At 73.0% G+C, this 20,981-nt stretch carries 18 protein-coding genes; 12 read left to right on the top strand and 6 right to left on the bottom strand.

Annotated elements, in window-relative coordinates; genetic code table 11:
* Together ACFWGJ_RS04500 and ACFWGJ_RS04495 are read left to right on the top strand one after the other, a co-directional pair.
* Positions 1 to 844, top strand: an 844-nt coding sequence (locus ACFWGJ_RS04500; RefSeq protein ID WP_387320952.1) for a response regulator transcription factor, incomplete at its 5' end; no start/stop codon positions are given.
* A gap of 297 nt (positions 845 to 1,141) precedes the next feature.
* Positions 1,142 to 1,498 carry a hypothetical protein gene (locus tag ACFWGJ_RS04495; RefSeq protein ID WP_387320950.1) on the top strand — a complete coding sequence of 119 codons (357 nt, stop codon included), beginning with the start codon at positions 1,142 to 1,144 and terminating at the stop codon, positions 1,496 to 1,498.
* Between the two features lie 77 nt (positions 1,499 to 1,575).
* On the opposite strand, the gene ACFWGJ_RS04490 is transcribed toward ACFWGJ_RS04495, so the two are convergent.
* Complete coding sequence (locus ACFWGJ_RS04490; RefSeq protein ID WP_387320948.1) at positions 1,576 to 2,163, bottom strand: DUF6624 domain-containing protein; 588 nt, start codon at positions 2,161 to 2,163, stop codon at positions 1,576 to 1,578.
* Between the two features lie 125 nt (positions 2,164 to 2,288).
* Positions 2,289 to 2,498 carry a hypothetical protein gene (locus ACFWGJ_RS04485; protein WP_387320946.1) on the bottom strand — a complete coding sequence of 70 codons (210 nt, stop codon included), beginning with the start codon at positions 2,496 to 2,498 and terminating at the stop codon, positions 2,289 to 2,291.
* A 419-nt stretch (positions 2,499 to 2,917) separates the two neighbouring features.
* Between ACFWGJ_RS04485 and ACFWGJ_RS04480 the strand changes: the two genes are divergently transcribed.
* The 3 genes from ACFWGJ_RS04480 to ACFWGJ_RS04470 all read left to right on the top strand — a co-directional run bounded on the left by ACFWGJ_RS04480 (position 2,918) and on the right by ACFWGJ_RS04470 (position 4,890).
* Entirely contained in the window at positions 2,918 to 3,739 is an 822-nt protein-coding gene (locus ACFWGJ_RS04480; RefSeq protein WP_387320963.1) for a helix-turn-helix domain-containing protein, read from the top strand.
* Between the two features lie 3 nt (positions 3,740 to 3,742).
* On the top strand, positions 3,743 to 3,988 hold the full coding sequence (locus ACFWGJ_RS04475; protein WP_387320944.1) for a DUF397 domain-containing protein: 246 nt from the start codon (positions 3,743 to 3,745) through the stop codon (positions 3,986 to 3,988).
* 92 nt (positions 3,989 to 4,080) lie between these two features.
* Positions 4,081 to 4,890: an SAM-dependent methyltransferase gene (locus ACFWGJ_RS04470; protein ID WP_387320942.1), complete on the top strand. Its 810-nt coding sequence runs from the start codon at positions 4,081 to 4,083 to the stop codon at positions 4,888 to 4,890.
* Between the two features lie 88 nt (positions 4,891 to 4,978).
* Here ACFWGJ_RS04470 and ACFWGJ_RS04465 read toward each other — a convergent pair whose 3' ends face one another.
* Positions 4,979 to 6,376, bottom strand: a complete 1,398-nt coding sequence (locus ACFWGJ_RS04465; protein ID WP_387320940.1) for an FAD-binding oxidoreductase — start codon at positions 6,374 to 6,376, stop codon at positions 4,979 to 4,981.
* 165 nt (positions 6,377 to 6,541) lie between these two features.
* Positions 6,542 to 9,142 (bottom strand): AAA family ATPase, encoded by a 2,601-nt coding sequence (locus ACFWGJ_RS04460; protein ID WP_387320938.1) that lies wholly within the window; start codon positions 9,140 to 9,142, stop codon positions 6,542 to 6,544.
* A 178-nt stretch (positions 9,143 to 9,320) separates the two neighbouring features.
* On the opposite strand from ACFWGJ_RS04460, the gene ACFWGJ_RS04455 reads away from it, so the two are divergent.
* Positions 9,321 to 12,593, top strand: a complete 3,273-nt coding sequence (locus ACFWGJ_RS04455) for a family 78 glycoside hydrolase catalytic domain (protein WP_387320936.1) — start codon at positions 9,321 to 9,323, stop codon at positions 12,591 to 12,593.
* Between the two features lie 13 nt (positions 12,594 to 12,606).
* Here ACFWGJ_RS04455 and ACFWGJ_RS04450 read toward each other — a convergent pair whose 3' ends face one another.
* Positions 12,607 to 13,323, bottom strand: a complete 717-nt coding sequence (locus ACFWGJ_RS04450) for a peptidoglycan-binding protein (protein WP_387320934.1) — start codon at positions 13,321 to 13,323, stop codon at positions 12,607 to 12,609.
* Positions 13,324 to 13,510: 187 nt separating this feature from the next.
* Positions 13,511 to 14,257, bottom strand: coding sequence for an SAM-dependent methyltransferase (locus ACFWGJ_RS04445; RefSeq protein WP_387320932.1), 747 nt, complete (start codon positions 14,255 to 14,257; stop codon positions 13,511 to 13,513).
* Between the two features lie 343 nt (positions 14,258 to 14,600).
* On the opposite strand from ACFWGJ_RS04445, the gene ACFWGJ_RS04440 reads away from it, so the two are divergent.
* The 6 genes from ACFWGJ_RS04440 to ACFWGJ_RS04415 are packed head-to-tail and all read left to right on the top strand — an operon-like array spanning position 14,601 to position 20,928.
* Entirely contained in the window at positions 14,601 to 15,857 is a 1,257-nt protein-coding gene (locus ACFWGJ_RS04440; RefSeq protein WP_387320931.1) for an ATP-grasp domain-containing protein, read from the top strand.
* Positions 15,854 to 16,741 carry a Rossmann-like domain-containing protein gene (locus ACFWGJ_RS04435; RefSeq protein WP_387320929.1) on the top strand — a complete coding sequence of 296 codons (888 nt, stop codon included), beginning with the start codon at positions 15,854 to 15,856 and terminating at the stop codon, positions 16,739 to 16,741. Before ACFWGJ_RS04440 ends, ACFWGJ_RS04435 begins: the two co-directional genes overlap by 4 nt.
* The gene (locus tag ACFWGJ_RS04430; protein ID WP_387320927.1) at positions 16,738 to 17,823 is read left to right on the top strand and encodes a PLP-dependent cysteine synthase family protein; all 1,086 of its coding nucleotides are present in this window, start codon (positions 16,738 to 16,740) and stop codon (positions 17,821 to 17,823) included. Before ACFWGJ_RS04435 ends, ACFWGJ_RS04430 begins: the two co-directional genes overlap by 4 nt.
* Complete coding sequence (locus ACFWGJ_RS04425; protein WP_387320925.1) at positions 17,820 to 18,911, top strand: dipeptide epimerase; 1,092 nt, start codon at positions 17,820 to 17,822, stop codon at positions 18,909 to 18,911. Before ACFWGJ_RS04430 ends, ACFWGJ_RS04425 begins: the two co-directional genes overlap by 4 nt.
* Positions 18,908 to 20,146, top strand: coding sequence for an MFS transporter (locus ACFWGJ_RS04420; RefSeq protein WP_387320923.1), 1,239 nt, complete (start codon positions 18,908 to 18,910; stop codon positions 20,144 to 20,146). The genes ACFWGJ_RS04425 and ACFWGJ_RS04420 overlap by 4 nt, the downstream gene beginning before the upstream one ends.
* Complete coding sequence (locus ACFWGJ_RS04415; RefSeq protein WP_387320922.1) at positions 20,143 to 20,928, top strand: class I SAM-dependent DNA methyltransferase; 786 nt, start codon at positions 20,143 to 20,145, stop codon at positions 20,926 to 20,928. Before ACFWGJ_RS04420 ends, ACFWGJ_RS04415 begins: the two co-directional genes overlap by 4 nt.
* Positions 20,929 to 20,981: the final 53 nt, after the last annotated feature.

The raw sequence follows: 20,981 nt of genomic DNA, 5'->3' as shown, positions 1-20,981 counted from the left end.
GGCCATCCTGCTCCCCGCCGGGGCGGCCCTGCCCCACCACCCCGCGGCGGCCGCCGACCAGGTCCGACCGCCCGTCGCGGCCCTGGACGCCGACGCCGGTACGACGCCCGATGTCGTGGTGCGGCTCGCCGCGCTCGCCCTGGCCCCGGTGGCGGACGCGGCCGTGGCCGCCCGTCTGGCGGGTGACGAGGAAGGCGTACGGCGCTGGTCGGAGACCGGGGCGGAGCTGGTGGGGATGGCCCGGGCCACGGCGGCCGAGGGCGAGGACGGTTCGCCGCAGGGCCCCGAGGGGCGGGCGTGGCTGGCGCGCGCCGAGGCCGAGTGGGCGCGGGGCCGCGCCGAGCCGGACCCGCGGGCCCGACCGCAGAGCGAGGCCGCCCCGGAGGTGGCCGAAGCCTGGGAGAAGGCGGTCGAGGCGTTCGGCTACGGCGACGTGTACGAGCAGGCCCGCTGCCGGGTCCGGCTCGCGGAGGCCCTGGTGGCGGCGGGGCGGCGGGAGGAGGCCGCCGGGCAGGCGCGGGCGGCCCGGGACACGGCCGTCCGGCTGGGTGCCGTGCCGTTGCGTGAGGACGTGGAGCGGCTGATCCGGCGGGCCCGCCTCGCGGAGACGTCCCCGGTGGCGGGCGTCCCCGCGCTGACGTCACGGGAGAACGACGTCCTGCTGCTCCTCGCGCGTGGGCGCACCAACCGGCAGATAGGCGAGGAGTTGTTCATCAGCGGCAAGACGGCGAGCGTGCACGTCTCCAACATCCTCGCGAAGCTGGGCGCCGCGAGCCGTACGGAGGCGGTGGCGATCGCGTACCGCGAGGGCCTGGTCCAGGCGGAACCGACCGCCTCGGCCTGACCGACGGCCTGACCGGCCCGACCCCACGTGGACCTGCGAACGCATCGCCGGCGGATCGGCAGGCGGGTCCGACCGGCCGGTGGCGGGCGGATCAGCGCGGCGCTGTGCCGCCCGGGTGGGCCGCGACGGCTGTGGGGGCAGCCGTCCGCCGGACCTCGTAGCGGCTGCGGGGTCCGGCGGATGCCTGTGTCATGGAGACAGGCTCACGCGAGGTCGAGCCGCCGTTTGTGTCCGGGGCAACCGGTTACACGAGCGGATGGCCCGCATTCGTCCACGTACAAGCAAAGGTGGCTGTTCATGACGTCCGGCACGCATCTGGCTCTGACGCTCACTCTCACCGGCGGTTCGGCCGCCGACGCGCGGGCCGTCGTCCACACGCTCGAACCCGTCTTCGGATCACCGGACACCCTGCCCGGCGACGACGGCGCCACGGTCTACACGGCCACCTTCGGCGGCGGCGACGCGCCGGCCGGCGAGGGCGGGAAGTCGTCAGCCGCGGACAAGCTCTCCACCCCCGTCACGGTCACCGTGCAGGGCAGCCCGGAGGCGGTGCGACAGGCCGACGAGACGCTCTCGGCGGCCTTCACCGTCCACGAGGAGGGCGCGGCCTCCGGCGACCAGGAGCAGGAGCGGGAGCTGCGGCTCGAACCGTAGGCGAACGAGACGGGGTCGCCGGGGTACGCGCCTGCCGGCCGCTGTCGGCGTCGGCTCACCCGTCGGGCCCAACGGCCTCACCCGCTGAGCCGCAGGGTCCGCATCTGTTCGTCGAGGGGAGCGAGACCGACGTCGCGGCGCCGCTCGTCGAGCGTCTCGGGCCGGCGGACCGGATAGGGCCGGCAGGTCACGGGGTCGACACGGGTGCCGTAGAACTGCGGCTGGCCCAGTTCCACGGCGCAGTGGTCGGCGATGTACGCGTGATGGGGCGCCGGGCAGCGTCCGTCCGCCACGGCTTGGGCGATCAGGTCGCGGCACACGACCTGGAAGGCCAGATCCGGGGCGTGCAGCAGGATCATCAGGGCCGCGGTCGAGGCGGGCGCGCCGACCAGGGCCGCGGTCGGCCAGGCATGGCGCCGGACGATCGTCCTGAGCGCCTCGGCGTTGTCCTTGCGGCATGTCGCGAGGTCCTGCCGCGCCGCCGGTGTGGGACTGCGGTGCGCTTCCCCTGTCGCCCGGTGGTCCTCGTCCACCCGGCGGACCAGTTCGCGGGCGAGGGCGGCGGCGAGCCCGGGGAGTACGGCCGGGTGGCCCTCCCGTACCTCGTCGTGGGCGAGCCCCGCGCGGTGCTCGTCGGTCGTTCCGGACGCGTATCCCGTGTGCATCTTCCCCACCCCGTCGTGGGTCTCTCCCGTCCCGTGGGGCACGCGGTCCGCCCGTTCGCCGCGCGGCGGGTGGCCCGCGGGGGCCGTGGCCGCGGTCCGTCCTTGTCCGCCGGTGCCCGAAGCGGTCATGGCGACCGTCGGGTGTACGAGGAGAACCGCACCCGCTTTGCCGTGCCGCCGACGCACGCACGGGCCGGGCAGGCGCCGGGCATGCCGAGGCCGACCGTGCCGCAGCGGGACATGTCGACGTCGGCCGTGGCGGAACGGGACATGCCGAGGCCGACCGTGCCGGAGCCGGTCGTGGTTAAGCCGGACACGCCCGCGCCGGGCGTCATGCCGCCGCCCCCGCAACCGAGCGGGGCCAGGACCCGAACTCCCCTGCCCGGCGGGCGTCCAGCGCCTTGTCGGCCGCGGCGGCAACTCTGCCCGGGTTCCTCGGTTGTCCGTCACTCACGGTGGCCATCCAGGTCTCGCGTCATGCTGCCGCGGGCTCGCCCGGCCCACCGGGGCGCCAAGTGCGCTGCGCGCCCGCGCCGTTGTGCGCCGTGGCCGCCGGACTGTGCGGCACATCACTCGGTCCCTATGATTGCGTACACACTCAACCCGTAACAAGCGTTCTGATAATTTCAGAACGATCCGCACGGCTCTGTCTGTGTCAGTCACCGCGTGGCACACTGCTGGCTGTGACGGCCGTACCGGGAGGTAGGACGTGAGCGACAACCGCTCCGGCGGCAGCGCGCCGACCGTCCTGCGGATGGTCCTCGGGAAGCGGCTCCGGCACCTGCGGGAACAGGCGGGGATCTCCTTCGAGGAGGCCGCCCGGGCCATCGAGGTCACCCCTTTGACGGTCCGTCGGATGGAGAAGGCCGAGGTCGGCCTGCGTATCCCCTACGTCAGGGAACTGCTGCGCACCTACGGCGTCCCCGCCTCGGAGGTGGACGACTTCCTCACGATGGCCCGGGAGGCCAACCGGCCCGGTTGGTGGTACTCCTACCGTGACGTGCTGCCCGACTGGTTCAGCGCGTACGTGAGCCTGGAGAGCGAAGCCAGCGTCATCCGTCTCTACGAACCCCACTACGTCCCGGGCCTGTTGCAGACGTACGACTACGCGGCCGCGCTGATGCACGTCGGCTTTCCGAACGCGACCGGGGACGACGTCGCCCGCCGCGTCGACCTGCGGCTGCGGCGCCAGGACCTGCTCGCCAAGCCAGACGCCCCGGCGGTCTGGGCCGTCCTGGACGAAACCGTGCTGCGCCGGCCGGTGGGCGGGGCCGAGGTGATGCGGGCCCAGATCGACCGGCTGAGCGAGGCCCTGGACATGCCGAAGGTCCGGATCCAGATACTGCGCTTCTCGGTGGGCGCGCACCCCGGCGCGTTCGGCCCCTTCCACTACTTCCGCTTCGGTTTCTCCGAACTTCCCGACGTCGTCTACACGGAGAGCCTCGTCGGTTCGGTCTACGTGGACCAGCCCGCCGACGTCGTGACGTACCTCGAAGTGCTGGACCGGATGTCCGTGCAGGCGGAGCCGGTCTCCCGGACCAGGAGCATCCTGGGTGAACTGCGTGAGGAGTTGTGAGCCATGACGTCCATGGACCCCGCCCCCAGCCGTGTGTCCGCCGTCGAACTGGGCACCGAGGGCTGGGAGAAGCCCTGGAGCGGCACCAACGGCGGCAGTTGCGTGGAGGCCAAGCGCCTTCCCGACGGGAGCGTCGCCCTCCGCCAGTCCAGGGATCCGGAGGGGCCCGCGCTGGTCTACACCCGGGACGAGATGATCTCGTTCCTGGAGGGCGCGAAGTCCGGCCGGGCCGACTTCCTCGTCGACTGAACCGGGCTCACGCCGTGCCCGTCAACAGGGCTCTCCGAAGCCTGAGTTGACGCTACGTTGGGACGACCGGCGACGTACGGCAGGAGATCCCCATGGCAGACGGCCAGCACATCCCCGACCAGGACGCCCTGTCGAAGATCGACACCTCGGTGCCGCACTCCGCCCGCATCTGGAATTACTGGATGGGCGGGAAGGACAACTACGAGGTCGACCGGGCTGCGGGAGACGCCTATCGCCGGATCGCGCCGAACATCGAGACGATGGCCCGCGCCTCCCGCGGTTATCTGATCCGGACCGTGACGTTCGTCGCCGGTGAACTGGGCATCCGCCAGTTTCTGGACATCGGCACCGGCCTTCCCACGTACGACAACACCCACCAGGTCGCCCAGCGCGTGGCGCCCAGGTCGCGGATCGTCTACGTGGACAACGATCCGCTGGTGCTGCGGCACGCCCAGGCGCTGCTCACCAGCACGCCCGAGGGTGTCACCGACTACATCGACTCGGATCTGCACGAGCCCGAGAAGATCATCGAGGCGGCGGGCAGGATCCTCGACTTCACGCAGCCGGTCGCGCTGATGCTGATGGGCATCCTGGGCCACATCCAGGACTACGAGGAGGCCAGGTCGATCGTGCGCCGCCTCCAGGCCGCCCTGCCGTCGGGCAGCTATTTCGTGCACTACGACAGCACCGACACCGACGCCGAGCTGAAGCGGGCCCAGGAGGGCTACGACGACACCGGCGCCATCCCGTACGTGCTGCGCAGTCCCCGGCAGGTCGCCGCGTACTACGAGGGTCTCGAACTGCTGGAGCCCGGCATCGTCTCCTGCCCGCTGTGGCGGCCCGAGCCCGGCACCGATCCGCAGCCGACGGACGTGTACGGAGGCGTCGCCCGCAAGCCTTGACGCCCGCCCCTGGCATACGGCCGTGCCGCACGGGCCCTGGCGCCCCCCGTCGGCGCCAGGGCCCTTCCGCGGGCGGTCGGTGGGCCGGTCAGGACCGTGCGGCCGGCTGGATGTTCTGGTTCAGCCGGAACAGATTGCCCGGGTCGTGGTCCGCCTTGATCCGGGCCAGCCGCGCGTAGTTGTCGCGGTAGCTGGCGCGCACCCGCTCCTGCCCCTCGTCCATCATCATGTTCACGTAGGCGCCGCCCGCCGAGTACGGGTGCAGGGCCTCGAAGTAGTCGACGGTCCACCGCCTGATGAGGTCGGCGTTCGCCGGGTCGGGGTCCACCCCCGCGTACACCGAGGCCCAGCGAGCGTCCCGGTAGCTCCAGGCGGTGTCCGTCGGGGCGTGGTCGTGGACGGCGCCGTCGATCGGGTACAGATGGAACGTCGATTTGAGCGTGGGCAGTCCGGCCCCGAACTTGGCGTGCTGGTCGATGGCGTCACCCGGGATCTCGTTGACGAAGTCGGCGCGCCAGTACCACTGGTCGCCGGGCGGGTAGAGCCCGTCGAAGGCCGACTGGATCGCGGGGTGCGGCATCGGCGCGGGCCCGTGCAGCATCGGTTCGGGCAGCGCGTCGAGCAGGGGCGCCATCAGCCGGGCCGCCGTGTCCGCGTCGTCCCCCGCGTAGCACCACACCACGCCGCAGGCCTTGCGTCCCTGGATCTCCTCGGGGAACGGCGGGGCCGGCGGGACGGCGCCGAACAGGAAGAAGCCGCCCAGCTCACGGGGTGCGTGGGGGATGAAGTCCCGGTAGGCGGTGAGGACTTCGGTGGCCGATTCGACGGGCCAGAAGGTGGGTCCGGCGACGACCGTGCTCAGCTCGTGCAGCCGGAACCGGAACGAGGTGACGACCCCGAAGTTGCCTCCTCCGCCGCGGATCGCCCAGAACAGGTCGGCGTTGTCGTCGGCGTTCGCGCGCACCTGTGTGCCGTCGGCCAGTACGAGGTCGGCCTCCAGGAGGTTGTCGATGGTCAGCCCGTACGTGCGGCTGAGGTGTCCGAGGCCGCCGCCCAGGGTGAGGCCGCCGACACCGGTCGTGGAGATGATGCCGCTCGGTGTGGCCAGCCCGTGGGCGTTCGTGGCCCGGTCGACCTCGCCCCAGACGCAGCCGGCGCCGACACGTGCGGTCCTGGCGCCGGGGTCGACCTCGATGTCCTTGAGCGCCGACAGGTCGACGACCACGCCGTCGTCGCAGGTTCCGAGGCCCGCTCCGTGGTGCCCGCCGCCGCGGACCGCGAGCGGCAGCCCGTGGTCGCGGGCGAAGCCGATGGCACGGGCCACGTCCTCGGCGCCGGCGCAGCGTGCCACCAGGGCGGGCCGCCGGTCGATCATCGCGTTGTAGACGGCGCGTGCCTCCTGGTAACCGGAGTCGTCCGGACCGGTCAACCGGCCCTCGAACGCGGTGAGTTCCTGGCGGGCCGCCTGCGCGGGCGTGACGGACATGACATCCCCCGATCCGGGGCCCCGTGGTCCGGGCCCCTCCGATGGGCCTGTTCTAGTCCGGCGGTCCTGGCGCGGACATCCGTCCCCACCACTCAGCTCGGCGTCCTCGCCTACCTAGGTCTGCCTGCGCCTGGTCAGGTCGGCCTGCGTCCGGCGTACCCCCGGCTACGGCTCACGGCGCGGCAGGATCCCGAGCTCCGTGGCACGGGCGGCGGCCTCGCGCCGCGAGCGGGCACCGAGCTTGTCGAGGACGGCGGCGACGTGGTTGTCGACGGTACGGACCGACACGACGAGCCGTTCGGCCATCTCCGGGTTGGTCAGCCCCTGGGCCAGCAGCCGCACGACCTGCAGTTGGCGCTCGGTGAGGCCTGCGGGGTTCTCCCGGGTGGCGGCGAGCGGCCCGCGCGGGATGTGGCGGACGCCGAGGTGCCGCAGCTCGGAGCGGACCAGCCGGGCCAGGGGTTCGGCGCCGAGCGCGTCCAGGGCCGCGAGGGCGGTGAGCTTGTCGTCCGGGTCCGGGCTCTCGGCGAGGGCGGCTGCATGCTCGTACGGGCATCCGGCCGCTTGCCACGCCCGGGCCGCCTCCCGCCAGCGGCCGGCGGTCTGGAGGGCGTACGGGTGGTCCGAGCCGTCAGCCGGTACGGGGTGTCCGGCCCTGGTGAGCCAGTGGCCGAGTTCGGCGCGGTGCGGGACGACGTTCAGCCGGCGTGCCTGCTCGAAGGCCGCGCCGGCCAGTTCGGCCACCGCCGCGTGATCGCCGCGGAGCCAGGCGGCCTCGGCCCGGGTGGCGGCGACCGGTCCGGTGCGCTGCAGCTCACGGGTGCGTACGGCGATCTGCCAGGCCTCGTCGAGTAGTTCGTCGCCGCCTTCGCGGCCCCGCCGGACGCGGACCCGGGCGAGGACGGTCAGCGCGGGGCAGCGGGCGGGGACGAAGTCGTGGGCGCCGATCTCGGCGTGCCGCTCGGCCTCGTCCCAGGCACCCGCGGCGAACTTCCGCAGAGCCATGGCGACATGGAGATAGCTGAGGAAGCCGACATGCTCGGCCCGGTCGGCCAGCTCCATCCCCGGGCCGAGGTAGCGGTCGGCCTCGGTGTGTTCGAGGCGGTCCAGCAGTGCCCAGATGAGGTTGGCGTACGAGCGGCAGGCGTGCTCGACCTCGCCCGCGGCCAGCGCGACCCGCAGGCTCTCCTCCAGCTGGGCGCGGCCCAGCGGGTCTCCGGCGCGCCAGCGGGCGGTGCCGACGTTGTTCAGGGCGTGCGCGAGGATCGCGTCGTCGCCCGTGCGGCGGGCCAGGAGGATCGCGCGCTCGCCGAAGTCGACGGCCTGTGCGGTGCGTTCGGACAGCATGTGGAGCTGGGAGGTGTTGCTGAGCGCGAGGGCGAGCAGCCGTTCGTCGCCCGCCTCCTCCAGGACGGCGATGGCTTCCCGGGCGGCGCGCTGTGCCTCGTCGGCGTTCCCCGCCCACCAGTGGATGCGGGAGAGCCAGCGCAGGTCGGCGCCGAGCGCGCGGGTGTCGCCGAGGAACCGGCGCAGGGCGACCGCGTCGCGTTCGGCGTCCACGGCCGCCGCGGAGTCGGCGATGGTGTAGCTCTCGATGGCGAACCGCTCCAGCAGGTCGGCGAGTTCGGCCGCGTCGAAGCGGTCGCGCTGTCGCAGGACCAGCCGCAGATGGGCCGCGGCCTCCCGGTGGGCGCCGGCGCCGGACGCGTCCCGGGCGGCATCGGGCCCGTACCGTGCGATCGCCTCCTGGTCTCCCGCCTGGGCCGCGTGGTGGACGACACGGGCGGGGTCGGAGCCCGGCTCGGCGACGAGTGCGGCCAGGACGTGGCGGTTGAGTTCGATGCGCCGTGCGGCGGGCAGCGAGTCGGCGACGGCCCGGCGGATCAACTCGTGGCGGAAACCGGCTCGTTCGGGGGTCACGGTCAGCAGTCCGCGCTGTTCGGCGACGGCCAGCTCGGCGACGCCGTCCGGCAGCAGCGCATCGACGAGCGGCCGTTCGACCGCGGAGGGTACGACGGCGAGCTGTTCCAGGGCGTCGCGGGTGCGGTCGTCGAGGTCGCGCAGCCGGGCCAGGACCGCGTCGACCACTGTCGGGGGGACGGCGCCGGTGCCGCCGGCCGCCACGACCTCGGCGACGAAGAACGGGTTGCCGGAGGTGACCTCGTACACCTCCGCCGGGTCCAGGCCGCTCACCGCGCTGAGCCGGTGCACGGCGCCCGGGGAGAGCCGGGACAGCGGCAGGCGGTGCACGCGTTCGGCCCGGGACACCTGGCCGAGGAGGTGGTGCAGGGGGTGGCGGCGGTCCAGTTCGTCGTCGCGGTAGGTCAGGACCAGTACGGCCGGGAGGCGTTCCACCCGGTGCACCAGGAACCGCAGCGCGTCGAGGGAGGCCTCGTCGGCCCAGTGCACGTCCTCGACGACGAGGACGGCCGGGTGCGGGGCCGCGGTGAGTTCGGCCCGCAGCGCGTCGTAGACCCGGGGCCGGTCGCCGCCCGCGGTGAGAGCCCGCGCCAGTTCCGCGCCGACGCCACCGACGAGATCGCGGAAGGGGCCGAGCGGGCGGCGCGTGGCGAGGTCGTCGCACTCCCCCACCAGGACGCGCGACGCCGCGGGCAGCACTCCCGGCATGGCCTTCACCAGGCTGGACTTGCCGATGCCCGCCTCGCCGTGGACGAGCACCACGCAGCCGGCTCCGTCGGCCGCCTCCCTGGCGGCCGAGGCCAGCCGGTCCAGCTCGTGCTCGCGTTCGAGGATCCCCCCGTCCACGGCGCCATGCTGGCACATGCACACCTCTTGAAGCCCCACAGCGGCGCCCCTAGGATCGTTCAAGAATCTTTGAAACGTTTCAAACAGATTCACACGTCTCCCACCCGACGCTCCCTCATCCCTCACTCCGTCACCCCCGCCCCCGCACCCGCGCACGTACGCAACCAAGGGACACCACATGACCAAGGGTTGGAACCGCCGCGCCTTCCTCCGGACCTCGGTGGCCGGAGCCAGTGCCTCCGCCGCCCTCGCCTCCGGCACCACCGCAGCCGCCGCCTCGGCCCCCGACGCCGGCGCCGCCCGGCCGGGCAGGCTGCGCATCGAGCGCACGACCGTCGAGTACGCCGAGACGCTGCTCGGCACGGAGGTGGAACAGCCGCGGCTCACCTGGGAGTTGACGGCCGACGGACACGGCGCCCGGCAGAGCGCGTACCACGTGAGGGTCGCGCTGAGCGAGAAGGGCCTGCGCGAGGGACAGCGCGCGCTCTGGGACTCCGGCCGGGTCGCGTCGGACCGCAGTGTCGGGATCGTCTACGCCGGCCCCGCTCTGCGGCCGCGCACCCGTTACCACTGGCAGGTCAGGGTCTGGGACGGCGAGGGCCGGCCGTCGGCGTGGAGCGCGCCGCGCTGGTGGGAGACAACGTTGTCCAAGGACTCCTGGCAGGGGTTCTGGATCGGTGCGGCCGGCGCGCCCGAGCCGCCGACGTTCGACGGGGCGTCCTGGATCTGGTCGCCGGGCGCGACCTCCAACGACGCCCCGAACGGGCCGCGTTGGTTCCGTGGGACGTTCACCGCGCCCGCGGGCTCCGACATCCGAAGAGCCACACTGCTGGCGACAGCCGACGACGACTTCACCCTCTGTCTCGGCGGCGTCCAGGTCATGCACCAGGCCGAGCAGACCGACGCGTGGCGGCAGGGCCATCTCCTCGACGTGACCGAGGAGGTGAAGGCGGCGGGCTCCGGACGCCTGGTGGTCGCCGCCCTCGCGACGAACCGCGGCAACGCGTCGGTCAACCCCGGCGGTCTGCTCGTACGGCTCCTCGTGGAACTCGGCACGGGCACCGCGGAGCTGGTCACGGGCGAGGGCTGGCGCACCGCCGACACCGAGCAAGAGGGCTGGCAGCAGGAGGAGTTCGACGACTCCGGGTGGGCCGCGGCGGCCGTGCTCGCCCCGTACGGGCAGGGCCCCTGGGGCTCCGGTGTGTCGATCGCGGCGCCCGAGCAGCCCGCGCCGCTGCTGCGCCGCGAGTTCACCGTCACCAAGCCCGTCTCCCGCGCCCGCCTCTACATCAGCGGACTCGCCTACTACGACGCCGAGATCAACGGCGAACGCGTCGGCCGCCAGGTCCTCGACCCGGGCTTCACCGACTACGACGAGACCGTCCTGTACGCCGTCCACGACGTGACCGGCCACCTGCGCCGGGGCGCCAACGCGATCGGGGTGACCCTCGGCCGCGGCTTCTTCGGCATGACGACACCGAACGTCTGGAACTGGCACCGCCCGCCGTGGCACGACGAGCCGCGCCTGCTGGGGCAGTTGGAGATCGACCACCCCGACGGTTCACGCACCACGGTCGCCACGGACGGCGGCTGGCGCATCACCGAGGGCCCGACCCGCTCCAACTCGCTGTACGCGGGCGAGAGTTACGACGCCCGCAAGGCGCACGGGGCCTGGACCCGCCCGGGCTTCGACGACAGTGGCTGGCAGCGGACGGAACGCAGGGACGCCCCCAAGGGCACGCTGCGCGCACAGCCCCACGACCCGATCCGGGTCATCGAGACCGTACGCCCGGTCGCCGTCGAGGAGTTGAGCGAGGGCGTGTACGTGGTCGACATGGGCCGGACCATGGCCGGCTGGACGCGGCTGACCGTGCGCGCCCCGGCCGGGACGACCGTGCGCCTGGTCCACGGCGAGAAGCTGAAGTCCGACGGAAGCGTGCACGCGGAGACCGGGCACGTCCCGGGCCGGTTCCAGACCGACGAATACGTCTGCGCGGGCGGCGGCGCCGACGAGGTGTGGGAGCCGAAATTCTCGTACAAGGGATTTCGATACGTGCAGGTCAGCGGGTTGCCCGCGAAGCCCGAGCCGTCGCAGGTGCTGGGGCGTGTGGTGCACACGCCGGTGGAGGCGACGGGGTCCTTCGCCTGTTCCGTGCCGTTCTACCAGCAGCTGGAGCGCGCGATGCGGCGCACGCTCCTCAACAACCTGCACGGCATCCCGACGGACACCCCGATGTACGAGAAGAACGGCTGGACCGGTGACGCGCAGCTGGGCGCGCCCGTCATGGCGTACGCGCTCGGCGTGCACCGCTTCCTGTCCAAGTGGCTCGGCGACCTGAAGGACAGTCAGAACGCGGACGGGCAGCTGCCGGTGATCGTACCGAGCGGCGGCTGGGGCTACGGCGACCTCGGTCCGTCCCCCGAGTGGACGACCGTGTACCCGTTCCTGCTGCGGGAGATGTACCGCGTGTACGGGGACGAGCGGCTGGCCCGCGACCACTGGACGCCGCTCACCCGCTATCTGGACTGGGAGATATCGCGGCTGAGGGACGGCCTGGCGGTGACCGCGCTCGGCGACTACCTGCCCCCGGGATACGGCGGCAACCCGCCCGAGGACACCCGGCTCACCGCGACGGCGTATCTGCACCGGGCGCTCACCGACACCGCCGAACTCGCCGACCTGCTGCACGACCCGGCGGTCGCCACCCGCTATCGCGGGGCAGCGGCCGGGCTCAAGGAGGCTTTCAACGCGGCCTTCCTGGGCCCCGACGGTCACTACCGCACAGCGAAGGATCCCGGATACCGGCAGACGAACAACTGCATACCGCTCGCCTTCAGGCTGGTCCCGCCCGGCGCGCGGGCCTCCGTCGTCGACTCGCTCCTCGCCGACATCGAGGAGCGCGGCAACCACCTCAACACCGGCGCGCTCGGCACCAGCGTCCTGCTGCGGCAGCTGTCCGCGCAGGGACATCCCGAGGTGGCCCACGCGATCGCCACCCAGCGCACCTATCCGAGCTGGGGGTACTGGTTCGAGAACGGCGCCGACACCATGTGGGAGATGTGGCCGGTCGACTCACGCTCCCGCGACCACTATTTCCAGGGCACGGTCGTGCAGTGGCTGTACGAGAACGTGGCGGGCCTGCGCCCCGGTGACGCCGGGTACCGCACCTTCACCGTGCGCCCCGACGGCCGTACGGGAGTGGACTGGGCCCGCACCTCGATACGCACCGTCCGCGGCGAGGCCTCGGCCGCCTGGTCGGTCGTGGACGGCTCGCTGCGCCTGTCGGTGCGCGTCCCGGTGGGGTCCACGGCCGAGGTGCACGTACCGGCGGCGACGCGCTCGGCGGTGCGCGCTCCGCGCGGGGCGAAGTACGCGCGGGTGGAGCCCGGCTTCGTCGTCCATGAAGTGGCGCACGGGGACTGGGAGTTCGTGGGGCGGGCCGCCGGCTGAGCGGCGCGGCGGCTCAGGAGGCGGTCCGGGCCTCCAGGTCCGAGCGGGTGTCGTTGCCGTACACCCCCGTCTCGTCCCCCCGGATGCCGTACCAGAGCTGGAAGCGGGCCACCGCCGCTGTCAGCGTGGCGTCGTAGACGCCGCTGGGCGTGCCCTCCTTGTACACGTCGGGGATGCGCAGCAGCCGTTGCTGCAGGTCGCTGACCGCAGGGCCGCTGTCGCCCTCGCGCAGGGTGCCGGGGCCGTCCGGGTCGGCGCCCCCCGGCGCCGGAGGCGCGGGCGCCGCAGCGGGCGGCGCGGACGACGCGGCGGGGGGCCGCGCCTGGGCGGGGTCGTCGTCCTTGTCCCAGGTGAGCAGCAGGGCGGCGCTGAACCCGCCCAGCGCGGCGACCGTCGCGGCGACACCGAGCACCGTACTGCGGACGAAGGTGCTGCGGCCGTGGGCCGGCCCCTTTCCGGCCTGACGCCCGCGCGGCGCCGGCTTGCTGTCGCCCTCGACCACGGGCGGCAGTTCCTGCGTGTCGTCCTCCGTGGTCCAGGGCTCGGCGACGCCCTCCGCCGCCGGTGCGGCGACGGCGACGACCTCGTAGCCGTCGTCCGGTTCTCGTTCCCTCTCCTGGACCTGCCTCAGCAGATCCGCCAAGGACCCTGGCTGCCGGCGGCGCAGCACACTGGTCGGTTCCAGCGCCGAACGACGCGGCGGCTCTTCGGGGTCGAACGGTGTCGACAACCTGCTCTCCCTCCGGGCGTTACTGAGAAGGGATACGGGTCGCTCCGCCCGGCGGTTCAACGACGGGACACCGGGCCGGAGCGCGCCGCCGAAGCGGCGCGCGCCCCGGTACACCGGCGCACCGGGCCGTGCCGGGTGGGACCGTCGGTGCGCGGGTGCGCCCCGTCCGGTCAGCACCCGGCAGGCGTCAGCGGTCCATCAGCGCGAACACGCCCCAGCCCAGATACTCGCGCTGGTAGCGGACGTGGCGCAGGGGCCCGGTCGCCAGGTCCTCGCGGAGCTCGTCGGCGAGTTCGTCGTCCGGGTTGGCGTCCAGCCAGCGGCGGGTGCTGAGCCACTGCGCGGCCACGTACCGGTCCCAGCTGTCCTGGTCGGCGAGGACCATCTCGACGAGGTCGCAGCCGAGGCCGCCGAACTGCTCGACCAGTTCCGGGAGCGAGCGGTGGTCGTCCCTGCTGCCGGCGTGGCAGCCCTCGACGGTCGCCCGGTCCGGGGGTTCCTGACGCCAGTACGGCTCGCCGATGAGCATGATCCCGCCGGGGGCGAGGCTCCTGCGCAGGAGGTCGACGGTGCCCGCCACCCCGCCGCCGATCCAGGTGGCACCGACGCACGCGGCGATGCCGACGGGTTCGTCGGCGACATGGCCCGCCGCGTCCCCGTGCAGGAAGTCGACGCGGTCGGCGACGCCCAGTTCCCCGGCGCGGGCGCGCGCGTTCGCCAGGAACACGGTGCTGATGTCCACTCCGGTGCCGGTCACGCGGTGGTCGCGCGCCCAGGTGCACAGCATCTCGCCGCTGCCGCAGGCGAGGTCGAGCACGGCGGTGCCCGGCGCGGGGCCGAGGGCCCGGCCCAGGGCGGCCAGCTTCTCGCCGGTGAACGGGTTGTGGATGCGGTGTCCGCTCTCGCGAACGGTGAAGCTACGTGGGAGATCCACTTCTGGGATTCCTTCGGTCCGAGGAGATCGAGAAGGTCACGGAGGCCGGAATGCGCAGGCCGTCGTACGCGGCCGCGCTCGTCTGGACCGTCATCTTCCGCACCTCACTCGACAGGGACCGTCACTCGCTCGGACCGGCTGAGGCTAGATCGGCGGACCTCACGTGTCCAACGGTTTTCACCGGGTCCCACTGCTTTTGCCGACGTGGCAACAAAGTCCGGCCCATCGGATGACAATGAAAATGATTGTCGATAGCGTGTGCGTCGGTCACGTCGTCCGCACCCCGTCATGGGGCTCCCTCGGCGTGCCCTGAAGCACAACCGGCATGCACGAAAGGGGAGTTGTGGCTCATCTGTTGGTGGTCGAAAGCTGGGTCGGGTCGATGAGCAGACTCCTGCCACGGGCGATCCGGGAGGGCGGGCACGAGTTCACCTTCCTCACCCGGGACCTGCACCACTATCTGCGCTCCGCACCGGAGGGCACGGCCCATCCCCTGCTCGCGGCCCGCACCGTCACGACCGCCGAGACGAACGACATCGACACCCTGCTCCCGCACGTGGAGCGGCTGCACGAGGCGCTCGGCTTCGACGGAGTGGTCACGTCCTGCGACTACTACCTGCCCACCGTGGCACGGATCGCCGCACGGCTGGGGCTTCCGGGGCCGACGCCCGAGGCCGTGGAGAACGCGTGCCGCAAGGACACCACCCGCCGTGTCCTCGGCGAGGCCGGCGTCCCCGGCCCCCGGTTCGCCGTCTGCGCGGACCGGGCCGCGGCCGAGGGGGCCGCCCGGGAGCTGGGCTTCCCGCTGGTGATCAAGCCCGTCGACCTCTGCGCGGGCATGTTCGTACGGCGCGTGGACGACGAACGCGAACTGACCGAGGCCTGCCGCGCCATCGCGGACTTCCCGCTGAACGCCCGCGGTCAGCTGCGCGCACCCGTACTCCTCCTCGAAGAACTCCTCGACGGGCCCGAGGTCAGCGTGGAGACCGTGTCGTTCGCCGGTACGACCCATGTGGTGGGCGTGACCGACAAGAGCCTCGGCGGGGCGCCGGCCTTCATCGAGACCGGCCACATGTTCCCCGCCGATCTCGCCCCGGCCGACGCCGAGGCCGCGCAGGACACCGCCGTCCAGGCGATCAAGGCGCTCGGGCTGGACTCCGTCGTGGCTCACACCGAGATCAGGCTGACCGCCGCCGGACCCCGTGTCGTCGAGGTCAATCCGCGCCCGGCCGGAAACCGCATCACCGAGCTGATCCGTCACGTCACCGGCCTCGACCTGGCCGCCGCCTGCGTCGACGTGGCACTCGACCGCACCCCTGACCTGCGGCCCCGTGCCACCGGGCTGCGCAGTGCGGCCGTGGGTTTCCTCGTGCCGGACACCGAGGGGGTGCTGGAGTCGATCGAGGGCTCCGAGCAAGTGCGTTCCGCGCAGGGCGTGCTGGAGGTGCAGCTCGCCGAGCCGGGCCGGGCCGTGAAGGCCGCGGGCAGCAACAACGAATATCTCGGCCATGTGATGGCGGGCGACGCCGAAGGGCTCGGAGCGCGGGCCCGGGTCGCGTCGCTGCTGTCCGCACTGCGACCGCGGGTGACCACCCGATGAGGGCGCCGGCATCGACGACGGCGCCGGCACAAGGCCAGGCACAGGCACAGGCACAGGCACCCGTACACGTACCGCTCTCGTACGACGATCTCGTGCGGCGGGTTCTCGCCGGTGAGCTGGGTCCGGGCCCGCAAGGGCTGCGCGTCGCCGTGGCCTTCACGACGACTCAGGCCGTACGGCACGACGGGCGCCGCGGCGGCTACCGCAACGAGGTGCTCAGTCTGCGCCTGGGCCGGGCGGTCGGCTCCTGCGCGGTCGAACCCGGAGCACTGCCGGACGGCGCGGTGGAGGACTGCGCCGGAGCCGACATCGCACGGCTGCTGGAGCATCCGCTGCCGGCGGTCCGCGTGGCCGCGCTGGACGCCTACCTCATGCATGTCCGTCCGCACACGCCTGAGCACGGGGCACTCCCCTGTCCCCTGCCCGCCGGGAGTTCCCTGGAGAAGTCCCGGGCACGGGCGCGGGCCGTCGTCGAGCTCCTGGACGTCCGGCCGGGGCAGACCGTGCTCGTCGTCGGTGTCGTCAACTCCCTCCTGGAGGCGCTGCGTGCCCGTGCTGTCTCGTACATACCGTGCGATCTCAAGGGCGGTACGACGGAGTGGGGCGAGCCGGTCGCGACCGACCTGCACGCCGAACTCGGGCGCTGTGACGCAGTGCTGGCCTCCGGCATGACCCTCGGCAACGGGTCCTTCGAGCCACTGCGGACACATGTCCTGGGCAGCGGACAGCGATTGGTGATGTTCGCGCAGACCGGCAGTGCCGTCCTGCCCTGGTTCCTCGGCGCCGGGGTGAGCGCGGTGTGCGCGGAGCCGTACCCCTTCTTCTGGCTGGACGGCGGTCCCGGTGTCATCCACCGCTACCGCAGTGCGGAGGCCGCGCTGTGACCACGGCCGCGCTGCGCCCCCTCGCCGCCAACCCCGATCTGCTCGCCCTGCTCGGCCGCACACCGCTGGCCAGGGTGACCACCGACCTGCCCTGCCCGCAGCCGGGTTTCTGGGCCAAGCTGGAAGGTCTCGCCGCCGGGGGCATGAAGGCCCGCGCGGCGGTGTCCATGCTGCTCGGCGCACGTGAGCGGGGTGAACTGCGCCCCGGCGCACCGGTGGTGGAGTCCACCTCGGGGACGCTCGGTATCGGACTCGCCTTCGCCGGGCAGGCATTGGGGCACCCCATCGTGCTCGTCGGCGACACCGAACTCGAACCGTCCATGCGGCAGTTGCTGCGCGCCTACGGGGCCCGTCTCGAACTCGTCGACCGCCCCGCCGGTGTGGGCGGCTGGCAGGCGGCCCGGCTGGCCAGGCTGCGCGAGCTGCTCGGGGCGCTGCCGGACGCGTACTGGCCCGATCAGTACAACAACCCCGACAACATCGCCGGTTACGCCTCGCTCGCCGCCGAACTCGCCGCCCAGCTCGATCACTTGGACGTCCTCGTGTGCAGCGTCGGCACGGGCGGTCACAGTGCCGGCATCGCGGGGCCGCTGCGCAGGCACTGGCCGGGACTGCGGCTGATCGGGGTGGACGCCACCGGCTCCACCATCTTCGGCCAGCCCGCCAGACCCCGGCTGATGCGCGGCCTGGGCAGCAGCATCCATCCGCGCAACGTGGCCTACGAGGCCTTCGACGAGGTGCACTGGGTGGGCCCGGCCGAGGCCGCGGACGCCTGCCGGCGGCTCGCCCGCGGCAGTTTCGTCAGCGGCGGCTGGAGCACGGGCGCGGTCGCGCTGGTCTCCGCGTGGGCGGCCCGGGTGCATCCCGGCGCCGTGGTCGCCACCGTCTTCCCCGACGGCCCCCACCGCTACCTCGGCTCGGTCTACGACGACGACTTCGCGGCGGCCCACGATCTCGACCCGGCCACCGCCGCCACCCGCCCCGTCGAGATCCCGCACGCGCGCGCCGTCGAGGCCGCCGGCTGGGTCCGCTGCACCACGGTGACCGACCCCCTGCTCACCACCCTGGAAGGGAGCCCGTGAAGGCCACCCTGCGCACCGTACGGCTCACGCTCGCCGAGCCGCTGCGCATATCCCGTTCCGTGACGGCCGCCCGCGACGCCGTCTGGCTGACGATCGAGCACGACGGCCTGCGCGGCCAAGGCGAGGCCGTCACCAGCGTCTACTACGGCCTCGACACCGACACCCTGCGACAGCGGTTGTACGCGTCCGGCCGTGACCTGGGCCGCTTCCCCGACCCCGAGAGCGCGCTGCGCGAGTGGCCGGCGCAGGACGGACAGCCGGACGACCAGGCGCCCGCTGTCACCGCCGCCGTGGAGGCCGCGCTGCTCGACCTGTGCGGCAAACGGTCCGGCAGCCCCGTCCACCGCCTGCTCGGAGCGGAGGGCGCTCCGAGTGCCCTCACCGCCCGCACCATCGGCATCGTCCCGGCGCCGCACGCCGCCGCGCAGGCGCGCGCACTCGTGACCGCCGGGTTCGCCCTCATCAAGGTGAAGGCGGGCGCCCCGGACCCCGAGGACGACCTCGGCCGCGTACGTGCCGTCCGGTCCGCCGCACCTGACGCCCGGCTCCTGCTCGACCCCAACGGCGCCTGGACCGCCGACCAGGCCCGCCATCTCCTGCCCCGGTACGCGGAGTTGGGCGTCGAGGCCGTCGAGCAGCCCATCGCCCCCGGCGACCCGGAAGCCCTCGCACGGCTCGCCGAGCGTTCACCCCTGCCCCTGATCGCCGACGAGGACGCCGTCGGACTCGAAGACGTACGCCGTCTCGCGGGCCGGGTGCACGGGGTGAACGTCAAGCTCGCCAAGTGCGGCGGTCCCCGCGCGGCACTGCGCATGGCCGAGGTGATCGCCGGAAGCGGTACCGAGCTGATGCTCGGCTGCCTCACCGCCAGCACGCTCGGCCTGGCGCCCGCCGTGCATCTCGCCGACCGTGCCCGCTGGGCCGACCTCGACGGGCATCTGCTGCTCGCCCACGACCCGTGGACCGGGATCGGCGGCGCCGACGGCGTCGTACGGGCGAGTGAGCTGCCCGGGCTCGGCGTACGCGAGAAGGACGGGCACGAGAAGGATGGGCAGAGGCGGCGTACCGGAGAGGTGGTCGGTCCGTGAAGACGCTCCACGAGATACGCGGCTTCTCGCCCGCGATCCGGCTCCTCCTCGTCAACCAGTTCGGTGTCAACACCGGCTTCTACCTGCTCATCCCCTATCTGGCCACGCATCTGGGCGAGGACCTGGGCATGTCGGCGGCCGTCGTCGGGATCGTCCTCGGGGTGCGCAACCTCAGCCAGCAGGGGCTGTTCCTCATCGGCGGTTCGGCGGCGGACCGGCTCGGGGCGCGCGGGGTGATCATCGCCGGCTGCGGGGTGCGTACCGCGGGCTTCGCGTTGTTCGCGCTCGGCGACGGGCTCGCGGTGCTGCTCGCCGCGTCCGTGCTGAGCGGGCTCGCCGGGGCGCTGTTCAACCCGGCCGTGCGGACCTATCTCGCGCAGGAGGCGGGCGAGCGCAAGGCCGAGGCGTTCGCGCTGTTCAACGTGTTCGCGACCGCCGGGGCGCTGGTCGGACCGCTGCTCGGCAGTGTGCTGCTGCTGGTCGACTTCCGTGCCTCCGCGCTCACCGCCGCCGGGATCTTCGCGGTGCTCACCGTGGCGCAGGCGCTGGTGCTGCCCGCGCGGGCGGTGCCGCCGAGTGCGGGCGGTGTGCTCGCGGACTGGCGCGAGGTGGTCGGCAACCGCGCCTTCCTCGCCTTCTCACTGGCCATGGTCGGCATGTTCACCCTGGAGAACCAGCTGTATCTGCTGCTGCCCGACGGGGCCCGCCGGGCCACGGGCTGGGACGGCGCGGCCGGTCTGGTCTTCCTCGTGGGCACGCTCGCCAACCTCGCGCTCCAGCTGCGGCTCACCCGCGCGCTGAAGCCGTACGGCAGACGGGCGATCGGCGCCGGACTCGCCCTGATGGGGCTCGCCTTCCTGCCGCCGATGCTGGTGTCGGGGGCCGGTTCCCCCGAGCTGTGGCACGCCGTCCCCGTCCTCCTGGGCGTGCTGCTCCTCGCTGTGGGTGTCATGGTCGCGCAGCCCTTCGTGATGGAGCTGATCCCCGGTTTCGGGCGGCCGGAGCTGACCGGCACGTACTTCGGCATCTTCTACATGGTGTCGGGGATCGCCGCGGCCGTCGGCAACACGGCCGTGGGCTGGGCCATGGACGCCGGGGACCGGCAGGACGCGGCCTGGCTGCCCTGGGCCTGCTGTCTGGTGTTCGGGCTGGCGTCGGCGGCCGGATTCACCTGGCTGCGCCGCCTCGGCGCCCTGCCCCTGCGTCCCGCCCCTGCCGTGGAGGCGACGGTATGACGAGCGGCAACCTGCTGACCGACAACCCGGAGCTGTACGAGGCCAGGTTCCCCGATGCCGAACGGCTCGCCGGGCGATGGGCACAGGACTGTCTGAGCCGCTACGAGGCCGGGCCGCACGTCCTCGACCTGGGCTGCGGCACCGGCCGGGACGCGGCCCATCTGCACAGCGCGGGACGGTCGGTCGTCGGCGCCGACCTCTCCGAGGCGATGCTGGCGTACGCCCGCGAGAGGCACCCGGGCCCGCGGTACGTACGCGCGGATCTGCGGGACTTCTCCCTCGGACCCGCTGTCTTCGACGCGATGGTGTGCCTGGACAGTGCGCTGCTGTACTGCCACACCAACGACGAACTGGACGGCTTCCTCGCCTCCTGCCGCCGGACCCTGGCTCCCGGCGGGCTCCTGATCGCGGAGATGCGCAACGGCGCCTACTTCCTCGGCCGGAACGACCTGCTGGACACCCCCCGGGTCAACTCCCTGACCTGGCAGGGCGTTTCCTACCGCTCGACGACCACCCTGCACATCGACCGGACCGCGCAACTCCTGTGCCGTCACCGCGTCTGGAGCACCGACGACGGCTCGGCTCCCGTCGCACAGCGCTCGGCCTGGCGGCTGCTCCTCCCGCAGGAACTGCGCCACTTCCTGACCGCGCACGGCTTCACCGTGCTGGAACTGCACGACGGTCCCGGGCCACGTACCGAACCGCCCTGGCACGAAGGCGACCTGCCCGGCACGGCGGCCGACGCCGACCGGCTGCACGTGGTGGCACGCCTGGCCGGCTGACCGCGCCGCACACACCTCACGTACCGCACGCACCTCACACAGCAAGGACATGC

The sequence above is a fragment of the Streptomyces sp. NPDC060205 genome, from assembly GCF_042728395.1.
Classification (GTDB): Bacteria; Actinomycetota; Actinomycetes; order Streptomycetales; family Streptomycetaceae; genus Streptomyces.
This window is presented reverse-complemented; position numbering and strand designations above follow the sequence as displayed.

What these genes read in the sequence shown, in the direction of transcription:
- ACFWGJ_RS04465 (WP_387320940.1), bottom strand. Translation starts at nt 6,376, where the DNA reads ATGTCCGTCACGCCCGCGCAGGCGGCCCGCCAGGAACTCACCGCGTTC.
- ACFWGJ_RS04435 (WP_387320929.1), top strand. Translation starts at nt 15,854, where the DNA reads ATGAGGGCGCCGGCATCGACGACGGCGCCGGCACAAGGCCAGGCACAG.
- ACFWGJ_RS04495 (WP_387320950.1), top strand. Translation starts at nt 1,142, where the DNA reads ATGACGTCCGGCACGCATCTGGCTCTGACGCTCACTCTCACCGGCGGT.
- ACFWGJ_RS04490 (WP_387320948.1), bottom strand. Translation starts at nt 2,163, where the DNA reads ATGCACACGGGATACGCGTCCGGAACGACCGACGAGCACCGCGCGGGG.
- ACFWGJ_RS04485 (WP_387320946.1), bottom strand. Translation starts at nt 2,498, where the DNA reads ATGACGCCCGGCGCGGGCGTGTCCGGCTTAACCACGACCGGCTCCGGC.
- ACFWGJ_RS04475 (WP_387320944.1), top strand. Translation starts at nt 3,743, where the DNA reads ATGACGTCCATGGACCCCGCCCCCAGCCGTGTGTCCGCCGTCGAACTG.
- ACFWGJ_RS04480 (WP_387320963.1), top strand. Translation starts at nt 2,918, where the DNA reads ATGGTCCTCGGGAAGCGGCTCCGGCACCTGCGGGAACAGGCGGGGATC.
- ACFWGJ_RS04470 (WP_387320942.1), top strand. Translation starts at nt 4,081, where the DNA reads ATGGCAGACGGCCAGCACATCCCCGACCAGGACGCCCTGTCGAAGATC.
- ACFWGJ_RS04455 (WP_387320936.1), top strand. Translation starts at nt 9,321, where the DNA reads ATGACCAAGGGTTGGAACCGCCGCGCCTTCCTCCGGACCTCGGTGGCC.
- ACFWGJ_RS04415 (WP_387320922.1), top strand. Translation starts at nt 20,143, where the DNA reads ATGACGAGCGGCAACCTGCTGACCGACAACCCGGAGCTGTACGAGGCC.